The sequence below is a fragment of the Alkalimonas amylolytica genome (genome assembly GCF_900107845.1).
Classification (GTDB): domain Bacteria; phylum Pseudomonadota; class Gammaproteobacteria; order Enterobacterales; family Alteromonadaceae; genus Alkalimonas; species Alkalimonas amylolytica.
Genome location: NZ_FNRM01000001.1, coordinates 246,503 through 265,035, shown reverse-complemented (window position 1 = coordinate 265,035; position 18,533 = coordinate 246,503). Strand labels below are relative to the sequence as shown.

General features: G+C 54.5%; 19 protein-coding genes. 8 read left to right on the top strand and 11 right to left on the bottom strand.

The window, feature by feature from the left end; genetic code table 11:
• Nucleotides 1-27: 27 nt before the first annotated feature.
• Together panP and BLW37_RS01175 are read left to right on the top strand one after the other, a co-directional pair.
• A complete protein-coding gene (panP, locus tag BLW37_RS01180; RefSeq protein WP_091338198.1) occupies nt 28-1,725 on the top strand; it encodes a pyridoxal-dependent aspartate 1-decarboxylase PanP in 1,698 nt (565 codons plus the stop codon).
• A 34-nt stretch (nt 1,726-1,759) separates the two neighbouring features.
• Nucleotides 1,760-2,704, top strand: a complete 945-nt coding sequence (locus BLW37_RS01175) for a hypothetical protein (protein ID WP_091338196.1) — start codon at nt 1,760-1,762, stop codon at nt 2,702-2,704.
• Here the strand turns inward: BLW37_RS01175 and frdD are convergent.
• Genes frdD through BLW37_RS01150 form a run of 5 tightly spaced genes read right to left on the bottom strand, consistent with a single transcriptional unit; the run spans nt 2,701 to nt 6,955 of the window.
• Entirely contained in the window at nt 2,701-3,099 is a 399-nt protein-coding gene (gene frdD / locus BLW37_RS01170) for a fumarate reductase subunit FrdD (RefSeq protein ID WP_091338193.1), read from the bottom strand. The two genes, BLW37_RS01175 and frdD, sit on opposite strands and share 4 nt — an antisense overlap.
• Entirely contained in the window at nt 3,086-3,487 is a 402-nt protein-coding gene (locus BLW37_RS01165; RefSeq protein WP_091338190.1) for a fumarate reductase subunit C, read from the bottom strand. Before BLW37_RS01165 ends, frdD begins: the two co-directional genes overlap by 14 nt.
• Nucleotides 3,484-4,236, bottom strand: a complete 753-nt coding sequence (locus BLW37_RS01160; RefSeq protein WP_091338189.1) for a succinate dehydrogenase/fumarate reductase iron-sulfur subunit — start codon at nt 4,234-4,236, stop codon at nt 3,484-3,486. The genes BLW37_RS01165 and BLW37_RS01160 overlap by 4 nt, the downstream gene beginning before the upstream one ends.
• Nucleotides 4,236-6,038: a fumarate reductase (quinol) flavoprotein subunit gene (frdA, locus tag BLW37_RS01155; protein WP_091338187.1), complete on the bottom strand. Its 1,803-nt coding sequence runs from the start codon at nt 6,036-6,038 to the stop codon at nt 4,236-4,238. Before frdA ends, BLW37_RS01160 begins: the two co-directional genes overlap by 1 nt.
• Complete coding sequence (locus BLW37_RS01150) at nt 6,038-6,955, bottom strand: prenyltransferase (protein ID WP_091338185.1); 918 nt, start codon at nt 6,953-6,955, stop codon at nt 6,038-6,040. Before BLW37_RS01150 ends, frdA begins: the two co-directional genes overlap by 1 nt.
• A gap of 186 nt (nt 6,956-7,141) precedes the next feature.
• Between BLW37_RS01150 and BLW37_RS01145 the strand changes: the two genes are divergently transcribed.
• The 6 genes from BLW37_RS01145 (at nt 7,142) to BLW37_RS18680 (ending at nt 13,496) form a co-directional block, all read left to right on the top strand.
• Nucleotides 7,142-7,885, top strand: coding sequence for a ferredoxin--NADP reductase (locus tag BLW37_RS01145; RefSeq protein WP_091338183.1), 744 nt, complete (start codon nt 7,142-7,144; stop codon nt 7,883-7,885).
• Between the two features lie 135 nt (nt 7,886-8,020).
• Nucleotides 8,021-10,675: an aconitate hydratase AcnA gene (gene acnA, locus BLW37_RS01140; RefSeq protein WP_091338181.1), complete on the top strand. Its 2,655-nt coding sequence runs from the start codon at nt 8,021-8,023 to the stop codon at nt 10,673-10,675.
• Between the two features lie 129 nt (nt 10,676-10,804).
• Nucleotides 10,805-11,134 (top strand): helix-turn-helix transcriptional regulator, encoded by a 330-nt coding sequence (locus BLW37_RS01135; RefSeq protein ID WP_091338179.1) that lies wholly within the window; start codon nt 10,805-10,807, stop codon nt 11,132-11,134.
• A complete protein-coding gene (locus BLW37_RS01130; protein WP_091338177.1) occupies nt 11,131-12,405 on the top strand; it encodes a type II toxin-antitoxin system HipA family toxin in 1,275 nt (424 codons plus the stop codon). Before BLW37_RS01135 ends, BLW37_RS01130 begins: the two co-directional genes overlap by 4 nt.
• 237 nt (nt 12,406-12,642) lie before the next feature.
• Nucleotides 12,643-13,317, top strand: coding sequence for a hypothetical protein (locus BLW37_RS01125; RefSeq protein WP_091338174.1), 675 nt, complete (start codon nt 12,643-12,645; stop codon nt 13,315-13,317).
• Nucleotides 13,318-13,319: 2 nt separating this feature from the next.
• A complete protein-coding gene (locus tag BLW37_RS18680; RefSeq protein WP_171907509.1) occupies nt 13,320-13,496 on the top strand; it encodes a hypothetical protein in 177 nt (58 codons plus the stop codon).
• A gap of 71 nt (nt 13,497-13,567) precedes the next feature.
• Here BLW37_RS18680 and cutA read toward each other — a convergent pair whose 3' ends face one another.
• From cutA to gluQRS, 6 genes are all read right to left on the bottom strand, one after another.
• Nucleotides 13,568-13,882 carry a divalent-cation tolerance protein CutA gene (cutA, locus tag BLW37_RS01120; protein ID WP_245785569.1) on the bottom strand — a complete coding sequence of 105 codons (315 nt, stop codon included), beginning with the start codon at nt 13,880-13,882 and terminating at the stop codon, nt 13,568-13,570.
• On the bottom strand, nt 13,883-14,725 hold the full coding sequence (gene panC / locus BLW37_RS01115; protein WP_091338171.1) for a pantoate--beta-alanine ligase: 843 nt from the start codon (nt 14,723-14,725) through the stop codon (nt 13,883-13,885). It lies immediately after the preceding gene.
• 3 nt (nt 14,726-14,728) lie between these two features.
• Nucleotides 14,729-15,523, bottom strand: a complete 795-nt coding sequence (gene panB, locus BLW37_RS01110; RefSeq protein WP_091338169.1) for a 3-methyl-2-oxobutanoate hydroxymethyltransferase — start codon at nt 15,521-15,523, stop codon at nt 14,729-14,731.
• Between the two features lie 73 nt (nt 15,524-15,596).
• On the bottom strand, nt 15,597-16,106 hold the full coding sequence (folK, locus tag BLW37_RS01105) for a 2-amino-4-hydroxy-6-hydroxymethyldihydropteridine diphosphokinase (protein ID WP_091338166.1): 510 nt from the start codon (nt 16,104-16,106) through the stop codon (nt 15,597-15,599).
• Complete coding sequence (pcnB, locus tag BLW37_RS01100; protein WP_091338164.1) at nt 16,103-17,575, bottom strand: polynucleotide adenylyltransferase PcnB; 1,473 nt, start codon at nt 17,573-17,575, stop codon at nt 16,103-16,105. Before pcnB ends, folK begins: the two co-directional genes overlap by 4 nt.
• Before the next feature lie 68 nt (nt 17,576-17,643).
• The gene (gluQRS, locus tag BLW37_RS01095) at nt 17,644-18,531 is read right to left on the bottom strand and encodes a tRNA glutamyl-Q(34) synthetase GluQRS (RefSeq protein WP_091339528.1); all 888 of its coding nucleotides are present in this window, start codon (nt 18,529-18,531) and stop codon (nt 17,644-17,646) included.
• Nucleotides 18,532-18,533: the final 2 nt, after the last annotated feature.

The window sequence follows — 18,533 nt, the reverse complement described above, 5'->3', positions numbered from 1 at the left end:
CTTTTGGCAAGGCATGCAGTAAAGTGAATGCCCTTTTTTGTGGCACCCATACCGGCCAAAGAGTCGGAGTCAACGAGCAGGATAGATGTGAGTAAACGGCAGGCGACAGCATCGGAAGAAGCACTCTGGCGGATTTTTACCGTGCCGGAAGCGCCGGATTCCACGCTCAGCAAAATTGAGCAGAACATTTCGCAGAATCTGGCCGGATTCCTGCGCGAAAGCATCGTGGCGGTGGAAAAACCGCTGTGGCAAATCGAGCGTGATTTTCAGGACTTTCAGATCCCGCTGGCACCACAATTTGTCTCCGATTACGCCGATGCCATGATGGAAAAGCTGGTGGCGCACTCGGTGCATACCGCTTCGCCCAGTTTTATTGGCCATATGACCTCGGCCTTGCCGTACTTTGTGCTGCCACTGTCGAAAATGATGGTGGGGCTGAATCAGAACCTGGTCAAAATCGAAACCTCCAAAGCCTTTACTCCGCTGGAGCGCCAGGTGCTGGGTATGATGCACCATCTGGTGTATCAGCAGGATGCCGGTTTTTACACCAAGTGGATGCACAGTGCCAATCATGCGCTGGGTGCTTTTTGTTCGGGTGGCACCATCGCCAACATCAGCGCGCTTTGGATAGCACGTAACCGCTTATTGGGGCCAGATGGTGATTTTCGTGGCATCGCCCGTGAAGGTTTGTTCCGCGCGATGAAGCACTATGGCTACGATGGCCTGGCGGTGCTGGTGTCTGAGCGAGGCCACTACTCGCTAGGCAAGGCGACCGATGTGCTGGGCCTTGGCCGCGATGATTTAATTGCCGTGAAAACCGATGGCAACAATAAGGTTGATATGGCTGAGATGCGCCGTATCTGTGCTGAGTTGCAGGCGAAAAATATCCGCGTGTTGGCGGTGATTGGCGTGGCTGGCACTACCGAGACGGGCAACATCGATCCTTTGCATCAGCTGGCTGATTTGGCGCAAGAGCTGCAATGCTGTTTCCATGTCGATGCGGCCTGGGGGGGAGCAACCTTGTTGTCGGAAAAATACCGACACTTACTAAGCGGTATTGAACGGGCCGATTCCGTTACCATCGATGCCCACAAACAGATGTATGTGCCGATGGGCGCCGGCATGGTGGTGTTTAAAGATCCCTCCAGTGCCCACGCCATCGAGCACCACGCTGAGTACATTTTACGGAAAGGCTCAAAAGATTTGGGCAGTCAGACGCTGGAAGGCTCCCGCCCTGGCATGGCGATGCTGGTGCATGCCTGTCTGCAGGTCATTGGCCGGGATGGCTATGAGATTTTGATCAACCGCAGCCTGGAAAAAGCCCGTTACTTTGCTGGTTTAGTAAAAGCACATAGCGACTTTGAGCTGATCACCGAGCCGGAGCTGTGTTTGCTGACCTACCGTTATGTGCCGGCCGAAGTGCAAGTGGCTTTGCATAAAGCCAGCCCGGAGCAGCGCGAGAAAATCAACGAGCTGCTGAACAGTCTGACCAAGTTTATCCAGAAACGGCAACGTGAACAGGGCAAGTCGTTTGTGTCCCGGACCCGCTTAACGCCCGAGCAGTACCAACGCCAGGAAATGATCGTGTTTCGGGTGGTGCTGGCCAACCCGCTGACCACCCAGGATATTTTGCACGATATTTTGCAGGAGCAAACCGAGATTGCCCGGCAAAGCCGCCAGGTGTACCCCAAACTGATGCAGTGGGTGAAAGAGCTGGCCGCCTGAGCTGGCATCAATTGGAACGGGTAAGGAGGCCTGGATGAAATGGCTGGTATTGTTGATGGCTCTGGTGCTGGCGTTGCTGGCCTGGTGGGTACGTCAGCCAGAGCCAAGCCCTGTCTGGTTTGAGTTATCAGAGCTGTCTGCCGAACCCCAATTGGCTGAGCCGTTCATTTTTACTGAGGATGAAGCAAAGCCGTTTACCTCTGATAACCTTGATGCCAAGCAAGAGGGCGCTATCGTCGTCGCGGAGGTTACGGCAACTGATGCGAAGTCCTCTGATGATGCACCCGCTGCCATCGCTACCACGGAATGCCCACCTTATGCGTTGCTCGAAGAGCATCCGTCCCGGCCTCTGGCTGATGACTGGGCTCGCAATGAATTGCTTTTTTTCAACTGGACGGATGAGCATTACCAGCATCAGGATCTGTCGGCAATTGAGTTGGCAGCTCAGGCTGGGGATGTTTTGGCTATGCGGGCCTTGGGGGTTTATTATGCCTTTCCAATGCTTTGGCCAGACTTTGCTGAGCACGATGGTTCGGACATACCGGTACCTGAATACGCCAAAGCCCGTTTCTGGCTCTATCAGGCGGCACTGCATAATGTGCCGATGATGTTTGCTTTCCAGGCCCTTACCTATCAGGCAGAACTTGAGCGTTACCAGAATGAAGATGGCATCTTACCAGAGTCTTTTGAAAGTGATAAAAGGCAGTTGCTGGTCACTATTCGTGCGCTGATGGAGTTTGATGTTTGGGTGGCGCCCGTGCTGGAGATTGTTCGCCAAGGTAACCCACTCTTTATGTTGGCAGATGTGGAGTTGACGGTGGAGGAACAGCAACAAGTGGCAGAGCAGCTGGATGATTTACAAAGAGAGTGGCGCTTCCATCGCAGTCAGCTGGGGCAAGCCGACCGTATTGAGATTGAAATGCCAGCCGCCGTCAAAGAATGGATCGATTTGCTTCATCAGATACACCAGTGCAACTAACCGCTGGCCATGCTTACAGTAAGCCAAAGCCAGAGTGCTAAGCTGCTGAGCAGTACAGCACTGCCATAACACAGCCATTTCGCCAGGCGGCCATGGGCCAGTTTCAGATCGTGCAAGCCGTGGTGAATGCGGTGCATGGCATGAAACAGTGGCAGCACCATAGCCCCTAGCACCACCCCCAGCCCCAGCGGATGAAACACCAGCGCCTGCAAGCGCTGATAGTTGAGCTGCTCGGCGCTTACTAACCCAAGCGGGATGCCGAGCAACACCAGCAAAGCGATGGCCGGGACCAGCATGGCCACGCAAACACCGCCGGCACTGAACAGTGACCACCAGATGGGTTCATCCGAGCGGCGTGGGGTTGTTTGAGGGGTGTCTTGCTTATTGGTGCGCATCCACACCTCCTAACAGCCACCACAGCGCCAGAATAACCAGCAACACCCCGGCCCACTGGGCACTGACCATCAGCCAGGCGGGGAGGGTACGACTGCCAAAGCGCAGCGGCATCACTTGTGGAAAGAGCGCAAAGAAAGTCCAGGCATGAAACAAGCTGGCCACAAGCGCCAGGCTATTTAGTGCGATGACCCAGGGTTGTTGTAACCAAGCCAGGTAGTGCAGCCAGCTCGCTTCGCCCTGGCCTAAGGCATAGAGGCCATACAGCAGACTGGCGACAAAGAACAGCAGTGGCACTACGGTGGCTTCGCGCAGCATGTAAAAGCGGTAGGCCGGATGCTTCAGCCACCAGCTGGCTGGCATCGGCGGCTGATAGGGTTTTCGGCTCATTTGCTTTGCTCCTTGTTGCGAGGCTCCTTGGCGGGCTTAAACCACTGGATCACCCCATCCAGCGTCGATGCTATCTTACCCTGATTGACGGCCGCAGCAGGATCCACCCCCTTAGGGCAGACGGTCGAGCAGTAGCCAACAAAAGTACAGCCCCAGACGCCATTATCGCTGTTTAACTGTGCCATGCGCTCAGCCTTGCCGCTATCGCGGCTGTCCAGATTGTAACGATGCGCCAGCGCAATAGCCGCCGGGCCTAAAAAGTCCGGTTTTAAGCCAAACTGTGGGCAGGCAGCGTAACAAAGGCCACAGTTGATGCAGTTGGAAAACTGCTTGTAGCGCGCCAGCTGGGCAGGGGTTTGACGGTGGGGTTGGCCTTGTGGTGCGGCCTCGGCAATCAGATAAGGCTTTATGGCGGTTAAATGTTCCAAAAAGCGCGACATGTCCACGATCAGATCTTTTTCTACCGGAAAATTACCCAGGGGTGCCAGTTGCAGGCCCTTGGGGTAATCGCGCAAAAAGGTTTTGCAGCCCAGCTTGGGCACGCCATTGACCATGATACCGCAGGAGCCACAAATCGCCATCCGGCACGACCAGCGGTAGCTTAAGCTGCTGTCCTGCTCGGCCTTGATTTGCTCCAGCGCATCCAGCACCGAAGTGCTGTCGTCGTACTCAACGCGAAAGTCTTGCCAGTGCGGTGCGCTGTCTTGCTCTGGCCGGTAGCGTTGCAATCGCATCTCTAGGGTTGGCATTAGCAGCTCTCCTTTGGCGGGTTGTCAGGTTGTTGTTGGCCACCATAGCGGCGCTCAGCTGGTGGCGACAAACTGGTATCCACCGCCTGCCATTCAATCCGGGCTGCGGATCCCGTTTGATAAAAAGCCAGACTATGGCGCAAAAAATCCTCATCGTTGCGCTTGGTAAGTCCTGGCTCCTGACGCTGATGGGCACCGCGCGATTCTTTTCGCTCAAGTGCTGCCTGGCACATGGCTTCGGCCACATCCAGCCCAAAACCAAGTTCCAGTGCATGCAACAGTTCGGTATTAAAGGCTTTGCCGGTATCGCCAAGGCGCAGTTGCTGATAGCTTTGTTTCAGTTGGTTAAGGGTGCTGAGTGTTTGTTGCAGGCCCGCTTCGCTGCGATAAATGCCGCAGCCCTGCTCCATGCTTTCAGCCAACTGTTGGCGCAGCTCGTGCCAGCGCTCGGTGCCATTGCTGTTGTGTAGTCTTTTCAATGGGGTAAGCGCCTGTTCGGTCAGGCTGCTGAGCAAGGCTTCGGTAGCAGCCGGATGCGACTCACTGGCAACACGCGCGGCTTCACGCCCTGCTACCTTGCCAAACACCAGCAGTTCGGTTAGAGAGTTGGAGCCCAGCCGGTTGGCACCATGCAGGCCAACCGAGGCGCATTCGCCCACCGCATACAGGCCTGCAATGCTGGTGGCGCAGTTGGTATCGGTTAAAATACCACCCATGGTGTAATGCACCGCTGGGCGAATGGGGATTGGGCTTTTGACCGGATCGACATTGACGTAGGCTTTAGCCAGCTCGCAGATAAAAGGCAGCCGCTCCAGCAGGAAGCGCTGGCCCAGATGACGCAGATCCAAATGCACCACTTCACCTTGTGGATGTTGGATGGTGCGGCCTTGTTGTTGCTCGTGCCAAAATGCCTGGGATAGTTTATCGCGTGGCCCCAGCTCCATGGTTTTGTTCTGCGGTTGGCCAGGCGGGGTTTCCGGGCCCAGGCCATAATCCTGCAGATAGCGGTAGCCATCTTTATTCAGCAAAATACCGCCTTCACCGCGGCAGGCTTCGGTGATCAGGATGCCAGAGCCAGGCAAACCGGTGGGATGGTACTGCACAAACTCCATATCCCGCAGTGCCACACCATGGCGATAGGCCAGCGCCATGCCATCGCCGGTGACAATGCCACCATTGGTATTAAACTGATAGACCCGGCCAGCACCGCCGGTCGCCAGAATCACGCTGGCGGCTTTAATCTGGACCAGCTCGCCACTGGCAATCTCAATGGCTACTACGCCATAGCAGTGCCGGTCATGCACCAGCAAATCCAGCACAAAGTATTCATCCAGCCGGCTAATCTGTGGGTACTTCAGCGAGGTTTGAAACAGTGTATGCAGAATATGGAAACCGGTTTTATCGGCAGCAAACCAGGTACGCTCGGTTTTCATGCCACCAAAGCGCCGTACCTGCACTTCACCGCTTTGTTGCCGGCTCCAGGGGCAGCCCCAGTGCTCCAGCTGCACCAATTCATCAAAGGCGTGTTTGACAAAGTAATCCACCACCCCTTGCTCGGCCAGCCAGTCGCTGCCAGCCACCGTATCGTCAAAGTGGGCCTGCAGGCTGTCGTGCGCCATGGTCACGGCGGCAGCGCCACCTTCGGCAGCTACGGTGTGCGAGCGCATTGGGTACACCTTGGACAGCAGGGTAACCTTCAGCTTTGGGTTTGCTTCAGTGGCGGCTATGGCACTGCGCAGGCCAGCACCACCGCCACCGACTACCAGCACATCGGTGCTGAGTGTTTTGACAGCGTCATGCATCAGGCTGCTCCTTGCAGTTTCGCCAGTACCAGGCCCAGCAACACCAGGGCGGGCAAAGCATGGGTTAACAGCACATTTTTGCCAAGCAGCGCGGTTAGTTGGTCCGGGCCCCTGGTATGGCTTCGGCTTTGTTGATGCAGCGACCAGGCGACATGCGCTGCCAGTGGTAATGTCAGCACACCCAGCAAGGCAGCTGTGGGCAGCCAGTTTTGCCAGACGGACACCCCCAGCAGCAGATAACAGGCCAGCAGCAAGGCACTGAACACCCAGGCCGCTTTAGCCGGGCCCAGCACAATCGGCAGGTGACGGCGGCCCACCTGACGGTCGGCTTCGATATCCGGAAATTGATTCAGCAGCAACAGGTTGCTGATCAGCAGTGCCAGCAAGACCGATAAACTCAGCGCCAGTGCATCGGGCTGACCGGCCAGCACCCAATAAGCGCCGAGCGTCATCAAAGCGCCAAAGCCAACCCCGGGTGCCAACAGGCAGAGCAGCGGCGATTTGTTGATGTAATCGGTGTAGCTGTAAATCAGCAGAATCCCAGGCAGGCCTAGCAGCAGCAAGCGCCAGTCGACCAGCGCACTAAGTGCAAGGCCAATGGCACTGACCAGCAGCAAACTGCCAATGGCTAGCCAGAGTGCCAGCTGGGCTTGCTCTGGCGCCGCCACCAGGGTGCCACTGCCGCCACTAAAAGGGGTACGCCGGGTTAGAAAATCCAAGCCGGAGCGAAAATCAAAGTATTCGTTAAAGGCATTGACGCTGATATGCGCCGCCAGCGCCATCAGCAGGACCAACAGCAGTAAGCCGATGGACAGGCTGCCTTGCTGATACCAACTGCCGGTCGCTGCCAGCGCGATGCAGAGTACGGTTAAGGTTAAAAACGGTAAGCGGGCAACACCAAACAAAATTTTAAGCACGGATCCCTCCTGGCATGATTCTGCTAGAGTATAGCAACGAATCGTGACCGCTCTTGATCCAGCCCAATAAAAGGCTGGCTCTTTTGCAAAATATTGTTTCTAAATAAGAATGGATGAAACTGGTTGAGTAGTTGACTATTTTAGTCGGGTATTTTAGGCTGGGTTTATAAAGCACAGGAGGCCATGATGGCACAATGGTTAGAGGCAGCAGTTGCAGAAAATTTCGCCTGGCATCCACATTTATGCAGTTTGCGGGTGGAATTGCCTGGTTTTGATTTTATCGCCGGCCAGTTTGTCCGCTTAGCGGTTGAAACAGCACAAGGCCGGCTGCAGCGTGCCTACTCGCTGGTGAATGCCCCTGGTGATACCCGGCTGGATTTTTTACTCACCCCCGTCGCCGACGGCAAAGTGTCGCCGCGGCTGCACGCCTTACAAGCCGGTGATCGGCTTTGGGTCAGCCAGCCAGCGACCGGCTTTTTCACCCTGGATGAACTGCCTGCAGGCGAGACGCTCTGGCTGATGGCTACCGGTACCGGCATTGGGCCTTATTTATCGATGCTGGCCACGGATGAGCCCTGGCAGCGCTTTAAGCGCATCGTGCTGGTGCATGGCGTGCGGCAGGTGCAAGACCTGGTGTACCGCGATCGTATCGCCAGCTGGCAGCAGCGTTACCCCGGGCAATTCCATTATCAGCCGGTGGTGACCCGTGAGTCGCATCCCGAGGCGCTGCAAGCGCGCTTGCCGCAGCTGATTCAAAACCGGCAGTTGCAACAGGCCGCTGGCGCTCAGTTCGATCTCGACAGTCAGGTGATGCTGTGCGGCAACCCGGAGATGATTAAAGCGGTACGGGCTGAGCTTGAAATCTTAGGCCTGCGCAAAAACCTGCGCAGCTCGCCCGGCCATATCACGGTTGAACAATACTGGAACTGACCCCATGCATAAATAGGTAGTTGGATTGGCGGTGCCGTCATCTGTCCACTAAGCTGATAGACCTGTTGCCATGATACGAACAGACAGCTGCGCACGCTACTCCCATTGGCCAGCACACGATTAAGGAGCAAGGTTATGACTGCAAAGAAAATCCACTGCGATGCCCGTCTGAGCGTGGGGGACAAGGAGTACCGATACTGCTCGCTGGTCAAAGCAGCTGAAACCCTGGGCGATATCAGCCGGTTGCCATTGTCTTTGAAAGTGCTATTGGAAAACCTGCTGCGCCATCAGGATGGTGTGACGGTACACTACGAGGATCTGACCGCCATGCTGGCCTGGTTGCAGGATAAAAGCTCCAGCCGGGAAATTCAGTACCGGCCAGCCCGGGTGCTGATGCAGGATTTTACCGGCGTACCTGCTGTGGTGGATTTGGCCTCGATGCGCGATGCGGTGGCTAAAGCCGGCGCCGATCCGGAGCTGATTAATCCGTTATCCGCAGTGGATCTGGTGATTGACCATTCGGTGATGGTCGACAAATTCGCCACTGCCGAAGCCTTTGGTGACAATGTGGCATTGGAAGTGGAGCGTAACCGCGAGCGTTATGCCTTTTTACGCTGGGGCCAGAAAGCCTTTCGCAATTTTCGGGTGGTGCCGCCCGGCACCGGCATTTGCCATCAGGTCAATCTGGAATACCTGGCCAAAGTCGCCTGGACCGAAGACAAAGATGGGGCTACCTGGGTGTACCCGGATACGCTGGTAGGCACCGATTCACACACCACCATGATCAATGGCCTGGGTGTGCTCGGCTGGGGTGTGGGTGGCATTGAAGCCGAAGCGGCCATGCTGGGGCAACCGGTCTCGATGCTGCTGCCGGAAGTGGTGGGCTTTAAGTTAACCGGCAAGATGCCGGAAGGCAGCACCGCCACCGATCTGGTGCTTACGGTCACTCAGATGCTGCGGGCCAAGGGGGTGGTGGGTAAGTTTGTCGAATTCTTTGGTGATGGGCTGGCGCACTTGCCGCTGGCCGATAGGGCCACCATTGCCAATATGTCTCCCGAGTATGGTGCCACCTGTGGCTTTTTCCCGGTGGATGAAGAAACCCTGAAGTATCTGGCGCTTTCCGGCCGCTCAGAGCAACAAATTGCTTTGGTGAAGGCTTACTGCCAGGCGCAGGGGTTATGGCACGATGCCAGCAAAGAACCGGTATTCAGTGCCGTGCTGGAGCTGGACCTGGCCACGGTGAAACCGGCATTGGCCGGGCCGAAACGGCCGCAGGATAAAGTGATCCTGCCGGATATCAAAGGTGTGATGCAGCTGGAGCTGGAGCAGCTGAAAAACAAACATGAGGCCGTGGCCATTGCCGGCATGGAGCATGCGCTGAAGCATGGCGATCTGGTGATTGCCGCCATTACCTCTTGCACCAACACCTCCAACCCCAGTGTGATGATGGCCGCCGGCCTGGTGGCGAAAAAAGCCATTGAGCATGGCCTTAACGTTAAACCCTGGGTGAAAACATCGCTGGCGCCGGGCTCCAAGGTGGTCACCGATTACCTGGATAAAGCTGGCTTAACCAAATCGCTGGAGCAGTTGGGTTTTCATCTGGTGGGCTATGGTTGTACCACCTGCATCGGCAATTCCGGCCCCTTGCCGGATGCCATCAGTGATGCCATCGAGCAGGGCAATTTAGCGGTGGCTTCGGTGCTATCGGGCAACCGCAACTTTGAAGGTCGCATTCATCCGCAGGTGCAAGCCAACTGGTTGGGCTCACCGCCGCTGGTGGTAGCCTATGCGCTGGCCGGCACCATGCTGATCAATTTAGCCGAAGACCCTATCGGCGAGGGCAAGCATGGCCCGGTTTATTTAAAAGATATCTGGCCCAGCCAAAAGGAAATCGCCGAGGCAGTCGCCCTGGTGGATGGTGCCATGTTCCGTAAGCAATACGCCGATGTGTTTAGCGGCGATGCCCACTGGAAAGAGCTGCCGGTCACCGAGGATCGCACCTACCACTGGGATGACAGCTCGACCTACATCCAGCAGCCGCCCTTTTTTGCCGACTTTGGCCAGCCGGTGCGCATAGAACCGATCAAGGATGCCTACGCGCTGGCCTTGTTTGGCGACTCCATTACCACCGACCATATTTCCCCGGCCGGGGCCATCAAGGCCAGCTCGCCAGCCGGTCGTTATTTGCAGCAGCAAGGCGTGGCCGAACAGTATTTTAACTCCTACGGCTCACGCCGTGGCAATCACGAGGTGATGATGCGCGGCACCTTCGCCAATATCCGCATCCGCAATCACCTGCTGCCCGGGGTGGAAGGCGGGGAGACCAGGCATTTTCCATCCGGTGAGCAACTGGCGATTTACGATGCGGCCATGCGCTACCAACAAGACAAGCAGCCGCTGGTGGTGTTGGCCGGCAAAGAATACGGCACCGGCTCCAGCCGGGACTGGGCAGCCAAAGGCACCCGTTTGCTTGGCGTTAAAGCCGTCATTGCTGAAAGCTTTGAGCGCATTCACCGCTCCAATCTGGTTGGCATGGGCGTGCTGCCCTTGCAGTTTAGCGACGGTGAAAATGTCGAGGTGTTGCAACTGACCGGCGAAGAGCGCTTTAGCCTGCCAGAGCTGGATGCGGATTTAACCGTTGGCCAGCAACTGACCGTCGAAGCCAAAAGCGCCGATGGCAAGGTAAAACGCTTTCAGGTCAGATGCCGTATCGACACCGACACCGAGCTGCAGTACTTCCGCAGCGGCGGCATCCTGCAGCATGTGTTGGAGCAGCTGCTGCAAAGTTAGGGCGTGGCAGCAGTTACTACTTCAATCCTTGTTGGACTTACGCAAAAAGCAACGCATTTGTTGCTTTTTGCGTGTTAGGCAACTAGCATGTTTCTTAATGACGGAAAAGCAACTTATATGACTACTTAGATGACATCTTTACTTCAGCAGATAAAGCAGCGGCGTTTAACGCTCGGTCTTAAGCAAAACGATATGCTGTTGCGTGTTGGTATTTCACGCCAGCAATACCAGCGCCTCGAGTCCAGGGGAAACCCCAGGTTGGATACGTTGGAGCTGATAGCTAAGGGCTTAAGCAGTGAACTTCTGCTGATCCCAAAAGATAAGCTTAGTGCCGTATTGGCGCTGTTGGAGGAAAAGCCTTCAGCGCTTGATCAACGACCCTCAGCGCCAGATCACGAGGAGACCAAGAAAAGCCTCTCTGATGATCCATGGCAGGATTTATTGGGGGATGACCAGTGAGTGCCAGCTATGCAGAAGAGGTCAAGGTACTCAGGCTGAGGTTGCATAACCACTTGGTGGGTTATCTGGTTGGTTATCAGGGCGGCAAGAATGTTTTGAGTTTTACCGAGGCGTTTAAACACGATATTCATCGCCCGACATTTAGTTTGATTACTCACCCAGCTTTCCCAAAAGCTGAAAAGCTTATGTCAGAACCCTGGTCGCGAAACCAACGATTGCACCCTACCTTGTCTAATTTACTGCCAGAAGGCGCGCTTAGGGAGTTGATCGCGCAGGGGCTTAAAGTTCATGTCGATCAGGAATTCCATCTTCTTACCTGTTTGGGAGCCGATTTGCCTGGTGCCCTGGTAGCTGAACCTATGGATCCGGAAGAGGTGCCAGCAACTGTACTGAGCTCGCATGGCAAAGTGAGAGCGGTAAAATTTGACAAAGGTGCAAAGGAAAACAAGTTTTCTTTGGCCGGGGTTCAGATGAAATTCTCCATGAAGGAAAAGGATGGGCGCTACAATCTTGCCAATGGGGATATCCTGGGAGATTGGATTGTAAAGACACCATCGACCAGGCACAAAGATGTCCCGTTAAACGAGTACACTGCGATGCGACTAGCGGCATTGGTTGGCATCCATATCCCTGATATCAAACTGGTTGAACTAAATAAACTGGATAATTTGCCGCAAATTAACTTGCCGGATGAAAAGCTGGCTTTTGCGATCAAGCGTTTTGACCGCGAGCAGGATACGCGTATTCACATGGAAGATTTTGCTCAGGTATTGGTGAAGTATCCTCACGAAAAATACAACTCGGCAAGCTATGAGCAAATCGGCAAGATTCTCTATGACTTTTCTGGCGATGGCCTGGCGGATGCACAACAGTTTGCCAGACGATTATTGGTGAATATTCTGCTCGCCAATGGCGATGCGCACCTGAAAAATTGGAGCTTGCTCTATGCAGATCAAGTCACGCCAAGACTTTCCCCGGCCTACGATATCCTAACCACCAGTGTCTATATGGATGGTGAAAGGCAGTTTGCGCTCAATTTAGGGAAAACCAAAGCCTGGTACGATGTTTCACTGGCGAATTTTCAATGGTGGGCAGACCGGGCAGGGATCCCATGGCGGGCTATCAAACCACACCTGGATGATGTGATAACAAAGGCTAGAGCCTTGTGGCCAGAAGCCATCAAGGATCTGCCAATGAATGACGAGCACCAGCGTCAGTTAAAAGAACACTGGCGAAATTTGCCCAAAGACTTTCAGATAAAAGCTGATTAGGTTAAGTGCAACCTATTTGGAGTCTAAAAAACCTATGCACAGCATCCTGAACTATCAACAACAGCATGAGCGGGATGCCAGTGCGTGGGCTCTGTTTTTCAGCTGTTAATAAGCCATAGTTAACTCCACTTTCAATAATTATTCGAATCAATTCTCTTATTGTTGATTAATGAGTCAATTAAGATTAAAAGTGGTGAGGACTCTCCTTTTTTTTGGGTTATATAGAAGGAACTCAACTTGGCGGGCTTTTTTGGTGCACCTGATTATTCAAGATATTCATTAGCGAGCTTAATTGATGCTAAAAAACATCTGAATGCAGAGCGTTATCCAGAGCGAGCAAAAGAACTGGATCATTGGATTGCCAAACGGCAAGAACAATCTGTTGCAGAGAAATCTTCCACCCAAGAAATTATCTGGTTAAAAAAACCAGAGTCAGCAGCACAGCAAAAATATTGGCTGTACTGCTCAATAGCCATCATCGTGCTACTGCCTTTTTTCTTTACGGGAAATCAAGTACCAAGCTATTCAGTATTGCACTCGTACTATGGCGAATACCATGGTATCCGCCAGACTTACAACAGGCGTGGTGTTGTGTTCTATGATCTTCATGTTGGTGATCGTAAGTTCCGAGTTGCCGGCACCTGGCAAAAGTTAACCGAACTTGAGCCTGGCACCAAGATCCGGGTATTGAGCTCTGGTCGTTATGAGGTGTGGGAAATTCGTTCAGGAAAAGAAGCGATTGTTTCCTACTCAGACTTTGTTCAATACGCTGATATTAAGAGTTCCGACAATAAAAAACTAGCTCTTGTCTTGTTGATTGTTGCAGCTTTTGGGGTTGTGTTGTATTTCAAACTAAAAAATCACAACAAATCACTAAAGATAAATCTATCAAGAGAAAAGCCAAAGGATTAAGTATGGTGATCAGGAAACTGGATCAAGATGAAACGCAGGTACTTAACGACATTGAAAGCGACGACTTTAAGACCGTTTTGACGCCTGAGCGTCGAGCGGAGTTGTTAGCTGCGGCAGAGCGAACTGTAAGAGGCAGTGTTATTGCCTGCAGCTTTGAGACCATCGAATCCGTCAATTAGCTCTGAATGGATTGTGCCTGCGCCTTGCTAGACGCAGCGCTGTTGCACAGGAATCACTTTCACTCGATGTTCTAGCGGCAGCTATCTTTGACCCACTGCAGGTAATCGGCAAAGCCAGCTTCTATCGGCAGCTGGATTATCTCCGGAGTGTCGTAGCTGTGCAGCTTACGGATTTCGGCTTCCAGCGCTGGGTAGCAGTGGCCTGCGGTTTTGATCAGCAGCAGGATTTCGCTGCTTTGCTCCAGCTTGCCTTGCCAGACATAGTGGCTGTTGACGCTTTGCTGCTGAATGCAGGCCGCTAGCTGTTGCTTAAGCAGTGCAGCGGTGATTTGATCCGCTTCCTGCTGATTGGGGCAGGTGGTCATCACCAGGCAGAACTCAGCCACTTACACCTCCAGGTTATCCAGCAGTTTGGTTTTGCCAAGCCAGGCGGCGGCCAGGATCACCAGGGGTTGCTGCCGGTGTTCGGCTGGCAATAAGCTGCTGCGATCGCTGATGGTCAGGTAGTCCGGTATAAAGCCGACGGCTTCGAGCTGGGTTTTGGCAGCGGTTTCAATGCTGCGAAAATCGGCATCGCTCGTTTTGATTTGAGTTGCCACTTGTTGCAGCACCTGTTGCAACCTTGGCGCCTGAGCGCGCTGCTCTGCAGTAAGATAGCCATTGCGGGAGCTGAGTGCCAAACCATCAGCCGCACGTTCGGTCGGCACGCCAATGATCTCGATAGGAAAAGACAAGTCTTCAACCATCTGGCGGATAATCGCCAGTTGCTGGTAGTCTTTCTGGCCAAAGCAGGCGATGTCCGGCTGCACCAGATTAAACAGTTTGCAGACCACGGTAGACACCCCGCGGAAATGGCCGGGCCGGCTGGCACCGCAGTGGTGATCGCCCAGTTTGGGCACTTCCACAAAGGTTTGCTCGCTAAGGCCGCGCGGATAAATCAGCTCCGGTGTTGGGGTAAAGACCGCATCGGTGTGCAGCTGCTGCAACGCCCGGCAATCATCCTCCAGCGTGCGGGGGTAGCTGTCGAGATCTTCGTTGGCACCAAATTGCATCGGATTAACGAAAATACTGACAATAACCCGATCAGCCTGATGTTTGGCCACCTCCACCAGGCGTAAATGGCCCTGATGCAAGTTGCCCATGGTTGGCACAAAGCCAATGCGCTCGCCAGCCTTACGCCAGCTGGCAATCTCAGCCCGCAGGCTGTCGATGGTGGTTAAGGTTTTCATGGTTTACTGGAAACTGTGCTCGGCAGCCGGGAAGCTCTGGCTTTTTACATCGGCCACGTACTGGCGGATGGCCGAGCGGATTTCACCGGTTTGCTGCAAAAAGTTTTTCGAGAATTTTGGGATATAGCCACTGCTGATGCCCAGCAAATCATGCATCACCAGCACCTGGCCATCGGTACCAGCACCGGCACCTATGCCAATCACCGGAATGCTGAGCGCTGCCGTAATACGATTGGCCAGCTCTACCGGGATGCACTCCAATACCAGCAACTGGGCACCTGCTGCTTGCAGTGCTTGGGCCTGACGCAGCATGGCATCGGCTTGTTTGTTGCTGCGGCCCTGTACTTTGTAGCCACCGAACAAGTGCACCGATTGGGGGGTTAACCCTAAATGGCCACACACCGGCACACCACGCTCGGTCAGCGCCTGCACAGTAGGCAGCAGAAAGTCGCCGCCTTCCAGCTTCACCATATTGGCACCGGCTTGCATCAGCGGGGTAACGGAGGCAAAGGCCTGTTCGGTGCTGGCGTAACTCATAAAGGGCAGATCGGCAATCACAAAGGCATCGGGCGCGCCGGCACGGACGCAGCGGGTATGATAGGCGATGTCCTGCACGGTCACAGGCAAGGTATCACCATGGCCCTGCAGCACCATACCCAGCGAGTCACCAATCAGCAGCACTTCCACGCCTTCATCGGCAAACAGCTTGGCAAAGCTGGCATCGTAGGCGGTTAAGGAGGTGATTTTATCGCCCTGCTGTTTCATTTTTTGCAGTACGGCGGTGGTAATTTTAGCCATTTATCTGCTCTGACCTCTTTCAATCAATCCGCTGCGCACCTTGTCATAAAGCGGGGTGCGCTGCAAGTTTGTTTTAACGGGGTGCCGGAGTCACCACCGTTAATCCTCGGCGGGGTACCTGTTGGCACAAGCCGTGAATGCTGCGGCCATCCGGTAACTGCAGGTCGGCTGCTATCTCTTGCAAAGGGTAGAGCACAAACTCACGTTCGGCCAGGCCGTAATGCGGCACCGTCAGGCGCTCAGAGTTTAGCTGTTCATTGCCATAGAGCAGCAGATCCAAGTCCAGCGTGCGCGGTCCCCAGCGCTCGGCTTTACGTAGCCGGCCTTGCTGCTGCTCAATCTGCTGCAAGGCATCCAGCAACTGCAATGGGGCCAGTTCGGTATGCAGTTCGGCCACGGCATTGACGTAATCGGGTTGATCCTGTGGTCCCATCGGCCTGGAAGCATACAAGGACGACACCTGGCCCAGCTTTGATGCCGGTAGCCCGGCCAGCGCTGCGATGGCACGTTGTAGTTGCGCCACTGGTTCATTCAGGTTAGCGCCCAGGCCGATAAAGCAACGCTGCTTGCTCTGTACGCTCATGGTTTTGGCTGACTGCTGCGCTTGCGTTTGTAATTGCGCCGGCGCCGGGTTTTGCCGGATGGGCCGTCGGCTGCGGGGCCTGCTTGTTGCAGCATTTGTTGCTGACCGCTTTCATTTTCCTGCTGGAAACGCTGCCACCAGTCGGCGTGTTGCTGCAACTCGCCGCCTTCGGCTTTGGCGCGCAGCAGCAGAAAGTCGTAACCGGCCCTGAATTTAGGCAATTGCAGCAAAGTCAGTGCCCGCTTACCGCGACTGCGTGCCAACCGGTTTTGCAGCGACCAGATATCGCGGGTGACCAGACTAAAGCGTTTTGGCAGTGCAATACGCTGCTGCAAATCGCTTAATATCTCCGTCATGGCAATATTGAGTGCATCCACCGGCGGCAAGCCGCTTTCCAGCTGCAGGGTCTGGCTGCGGATTTCAACCGGATACCACAAAAAGGCAGCGAACAAAAAGGCTGGTGTCACTGGTTTATCGTCAGCAACCCGTTGATCGGTATCCTGCAGTGCCTGGCTGACCAACTGAAAGACCTTGCCTTCAGGCTCCTGAGCAATGGCTTTGTGTAAAGACGGCAGCAGCTGCTTGATGATGCCGTGCTGCTTCATCAGCATAAAGTTGTCGAAGGCTTTGCCGGCCAAAAACAGTTTCAGGAACTCTTCAAACAAACGGGCTGGCGGGATGCTTTTTAACAAAGACGCCAGCTGTGGGATCGGCTCGGCAGTGCCTGGGGCTATCTGCATATTGAGCTTGGTAGCAAAACGGATGGCGCGCAGTATGCGCACCGGATCTTCCCGGTAACGGGTTTCAGGATCGCCAATCAGTTCAATTTTACGTTCGGCAATGGCCTCGATACCATTGGCAAAATCCAGCACTTCAAAGTTGTTGATCGAGTAGTAAAGCGCATTGATGGTAAAGTCCCGGCGCTCGGCATCTTCTTCAATGCTGCCATAGACATTATCGCGCAGGATCAGCCCTTCTTCACTGGCTTTGGACAGCTGATGTTGGCCTTCTTCACTTTCATCCGGCTGGCTGTGGTGGCCACGGAAGGTAGCGACTTCAATGACTTCGCGACCAAATAAGACATGTGCCAGCCGAAAACGCCGACCAATCAGCCGACAATTGCGAAACACTTGCCGTACTTCTTCCGGCTTGGCATTGGTAGCCACATCAAAGTCTTTGGGCTCCAGCCCCAGCATCAGATCGCGAATGCAACCACCAACCAAATAGGCTTCAAAGCCTGCGTCTTTTAATCGATACAGCACTTTCAGCGCATTGGGGCTGATTTGTTTGCGAGAAATCGGGTGTTGGTCGCGGCTAAGCCGCTTCAGCGGAGGCAAGACGCCAGGTGATACCAAAGCGGTTTTTTTCTCAGCTTTGTTGCCCTTACGCAGATTGCGCCGGCAAAAATCGAGCACACGGGAAATAATGGCAAGCTCCTGAATCGTAATAATAGGCTGCCTTGGCAGCATTGAGATAGTTAGGCTGTTATTTTACCGCATTTTATGCCAAACCGTGCAATAAAAAAGCACCACAGTCATCAATTGAGCAGGATTTCTGTCTGTTTGGGCACCAGCTCGAGGTGCCAGTTGCTGACGGCAAAGGCAATCAGCTCGGCGACCGAAGCCGACTGCAGTTCAGCCGGTGTTGGCTGGCCAAGGTACTGCAGTGCCTGCAGCAGCAAGGGTACGGCCTGGCAGGCATCCAGCGCGGGCGCATGATTTTGCTTGCTGAGCTTTTGGCCCGGGCTGCTGCTGGCCAGCGGAATATGGCCGTACCGGGGTGCTGTTGCGCCGAGCAAAGCAAACAGTTGCTGCTGGCGTGTGGTCATCGTGAGCAGATCAGCACCACGCATCACTTCAGTGACCCCCTGATCCATATCATCGACCACCACCACCAATTGATAGGCAAAGAGGCCGTCGCGGCGTTTAATGACATAATCCTCCTCGCAAAAAACCGGATCCAGCTGCTGTTTGCCCAGCACCAGATCGGTAAATTCGGTAGCAACAGCGGGGCAGTGCAAGCGCCAGGCCAGCGGTTGTGAGGGGGAGTTGCTGAGCTGCCGGTGGCGGCAATAGCCATTGTAAAGACCGCCCATGGCAGTAATGGACTTACGGGGGCAATCACAGCCATACAGCAGTCCCTGCTGTTGCAGCTGCTCAAAGATGGCCTGATAACGGGCCTTGCGCTGGCTCTGATACCAGACAGGTCCATCCCACAACAGACCAAATTGCTCCAGAGTGCGCAAAATAGTGTCGGCCGCGCCAGGTTGGCAGCGGGGTTCATCGATATCTTCCATGCGAACCAGCCACAGACCCTGGCTGGATTTAACCTGCAGGTAGCTGGCAAGAGCTGCCACCAGTGAACCAAAATGCAACGGGCCGGATGGGGATGGAGCAAACCGGCCCACAGGGGGAGAGGCAAGCATTG

Bases quoted from the DNA above. Each gene is read 5' to 3' on its own strand.
- panP (WP_091338198.1), top strand. From the start codon at position 28: ATGCCCTTTTTTGTGGCACCCATACCGGCCAAAGAGTCGGAGTCAACG.
- BLW37_RS01175 (WP_091338196.1), top strand. From the start codon at position 1,760: ATGAAATGGCTGGTATTGTTGATGGCTCTGGTGCTGGCGTTGCTGGCC.
- frdD (WP_091338193.1), bottom strand. From the start codon at position 3,099: ATGCGCACCAATAAGCAAGACACCCCTCAAACAACCCCACGCCGCTCG.
- BLW37_RS01165 (WP_091338190.1), bottom strand. From the start codon at position 3,487: ATGAGCCGAAAACCCTATCAGCCGCCGATGCCAGCCAGCTGGTGGCTG.
- BLW37_RS01160 (WP_091338189.1), bottom strand. From the start codon at position 4,236: ATGCCAACCCTAGAGATGCGATTGCAACGCTACCGGCCAGAGCAAGAC.
- frdA (WP_091338187.1), bottom strand. From the start codon at position 6,038: ATGCATGACGCTGTCAAAACACTCAGCACCGATGTGCTGGTAGTCGGT.
- BLW37_RS01145 (WP_091338183.1), top strand. From the start codon at position 7,142: ATGGCACAATGGTTAGAGGCAGCAGTTGCAGAAAATTTCGCCTGGCAT.
- acnA (WP_091338181.1), top strand. From the start codon at position 8,021: ATGACTGCAAAGAAAATCCACTGCGATGCCCGTCTGAGCGTGGGGGAC.
- BLW37_RS01135 (WP_091338179.1), top strand. From the start codon at position 10,805: ATGACATCTTTACTTCAGCAGATAAAGCAGCGGCGTTTAACGCTCGGT.
- BLW37_RS18680 (WP_171907509.1), top strand. From the start codon at position 13,320: ATGGTGATCAGGAAACTGGATCAAGATGAAACGCAGGTACTTAACGAC.
- panC (WP_091338171.1), bottom strand. From the start codon at position 14,725: ATGAAAACCTTAACCACCATCGACAGCCTGCGGGCTGAGATTGCCAGC.
- panB (WP_091338169.1), bottom strand. From the start codon at position 15,523: ATGGCTAAAATTACCACCGCCGTACTGCAAAAAATGAAACAGCAGGGC.
- folK (WP_091338166.1), bottom strand. From the start codon at position 16,106: ATGAGCGTACAGAGCAAGCAGCGTTGCTTTATCGGCCTGGGCGCTAAC.
- pcnB (WP_091338164.1), bottom strand. From the start codon at position 17,575: ATGCTGCCAAGGCAGCCTATTATTACGATTCAGGAGCTTGCCATTATT.
- gluQRS (WP_091339528.1), bottom strand. From the start codon at position 18,531: ATGCTTGCCTCTCCCCCTGTGGGCCGGTTTGCTCCATCCCCATCCGGC.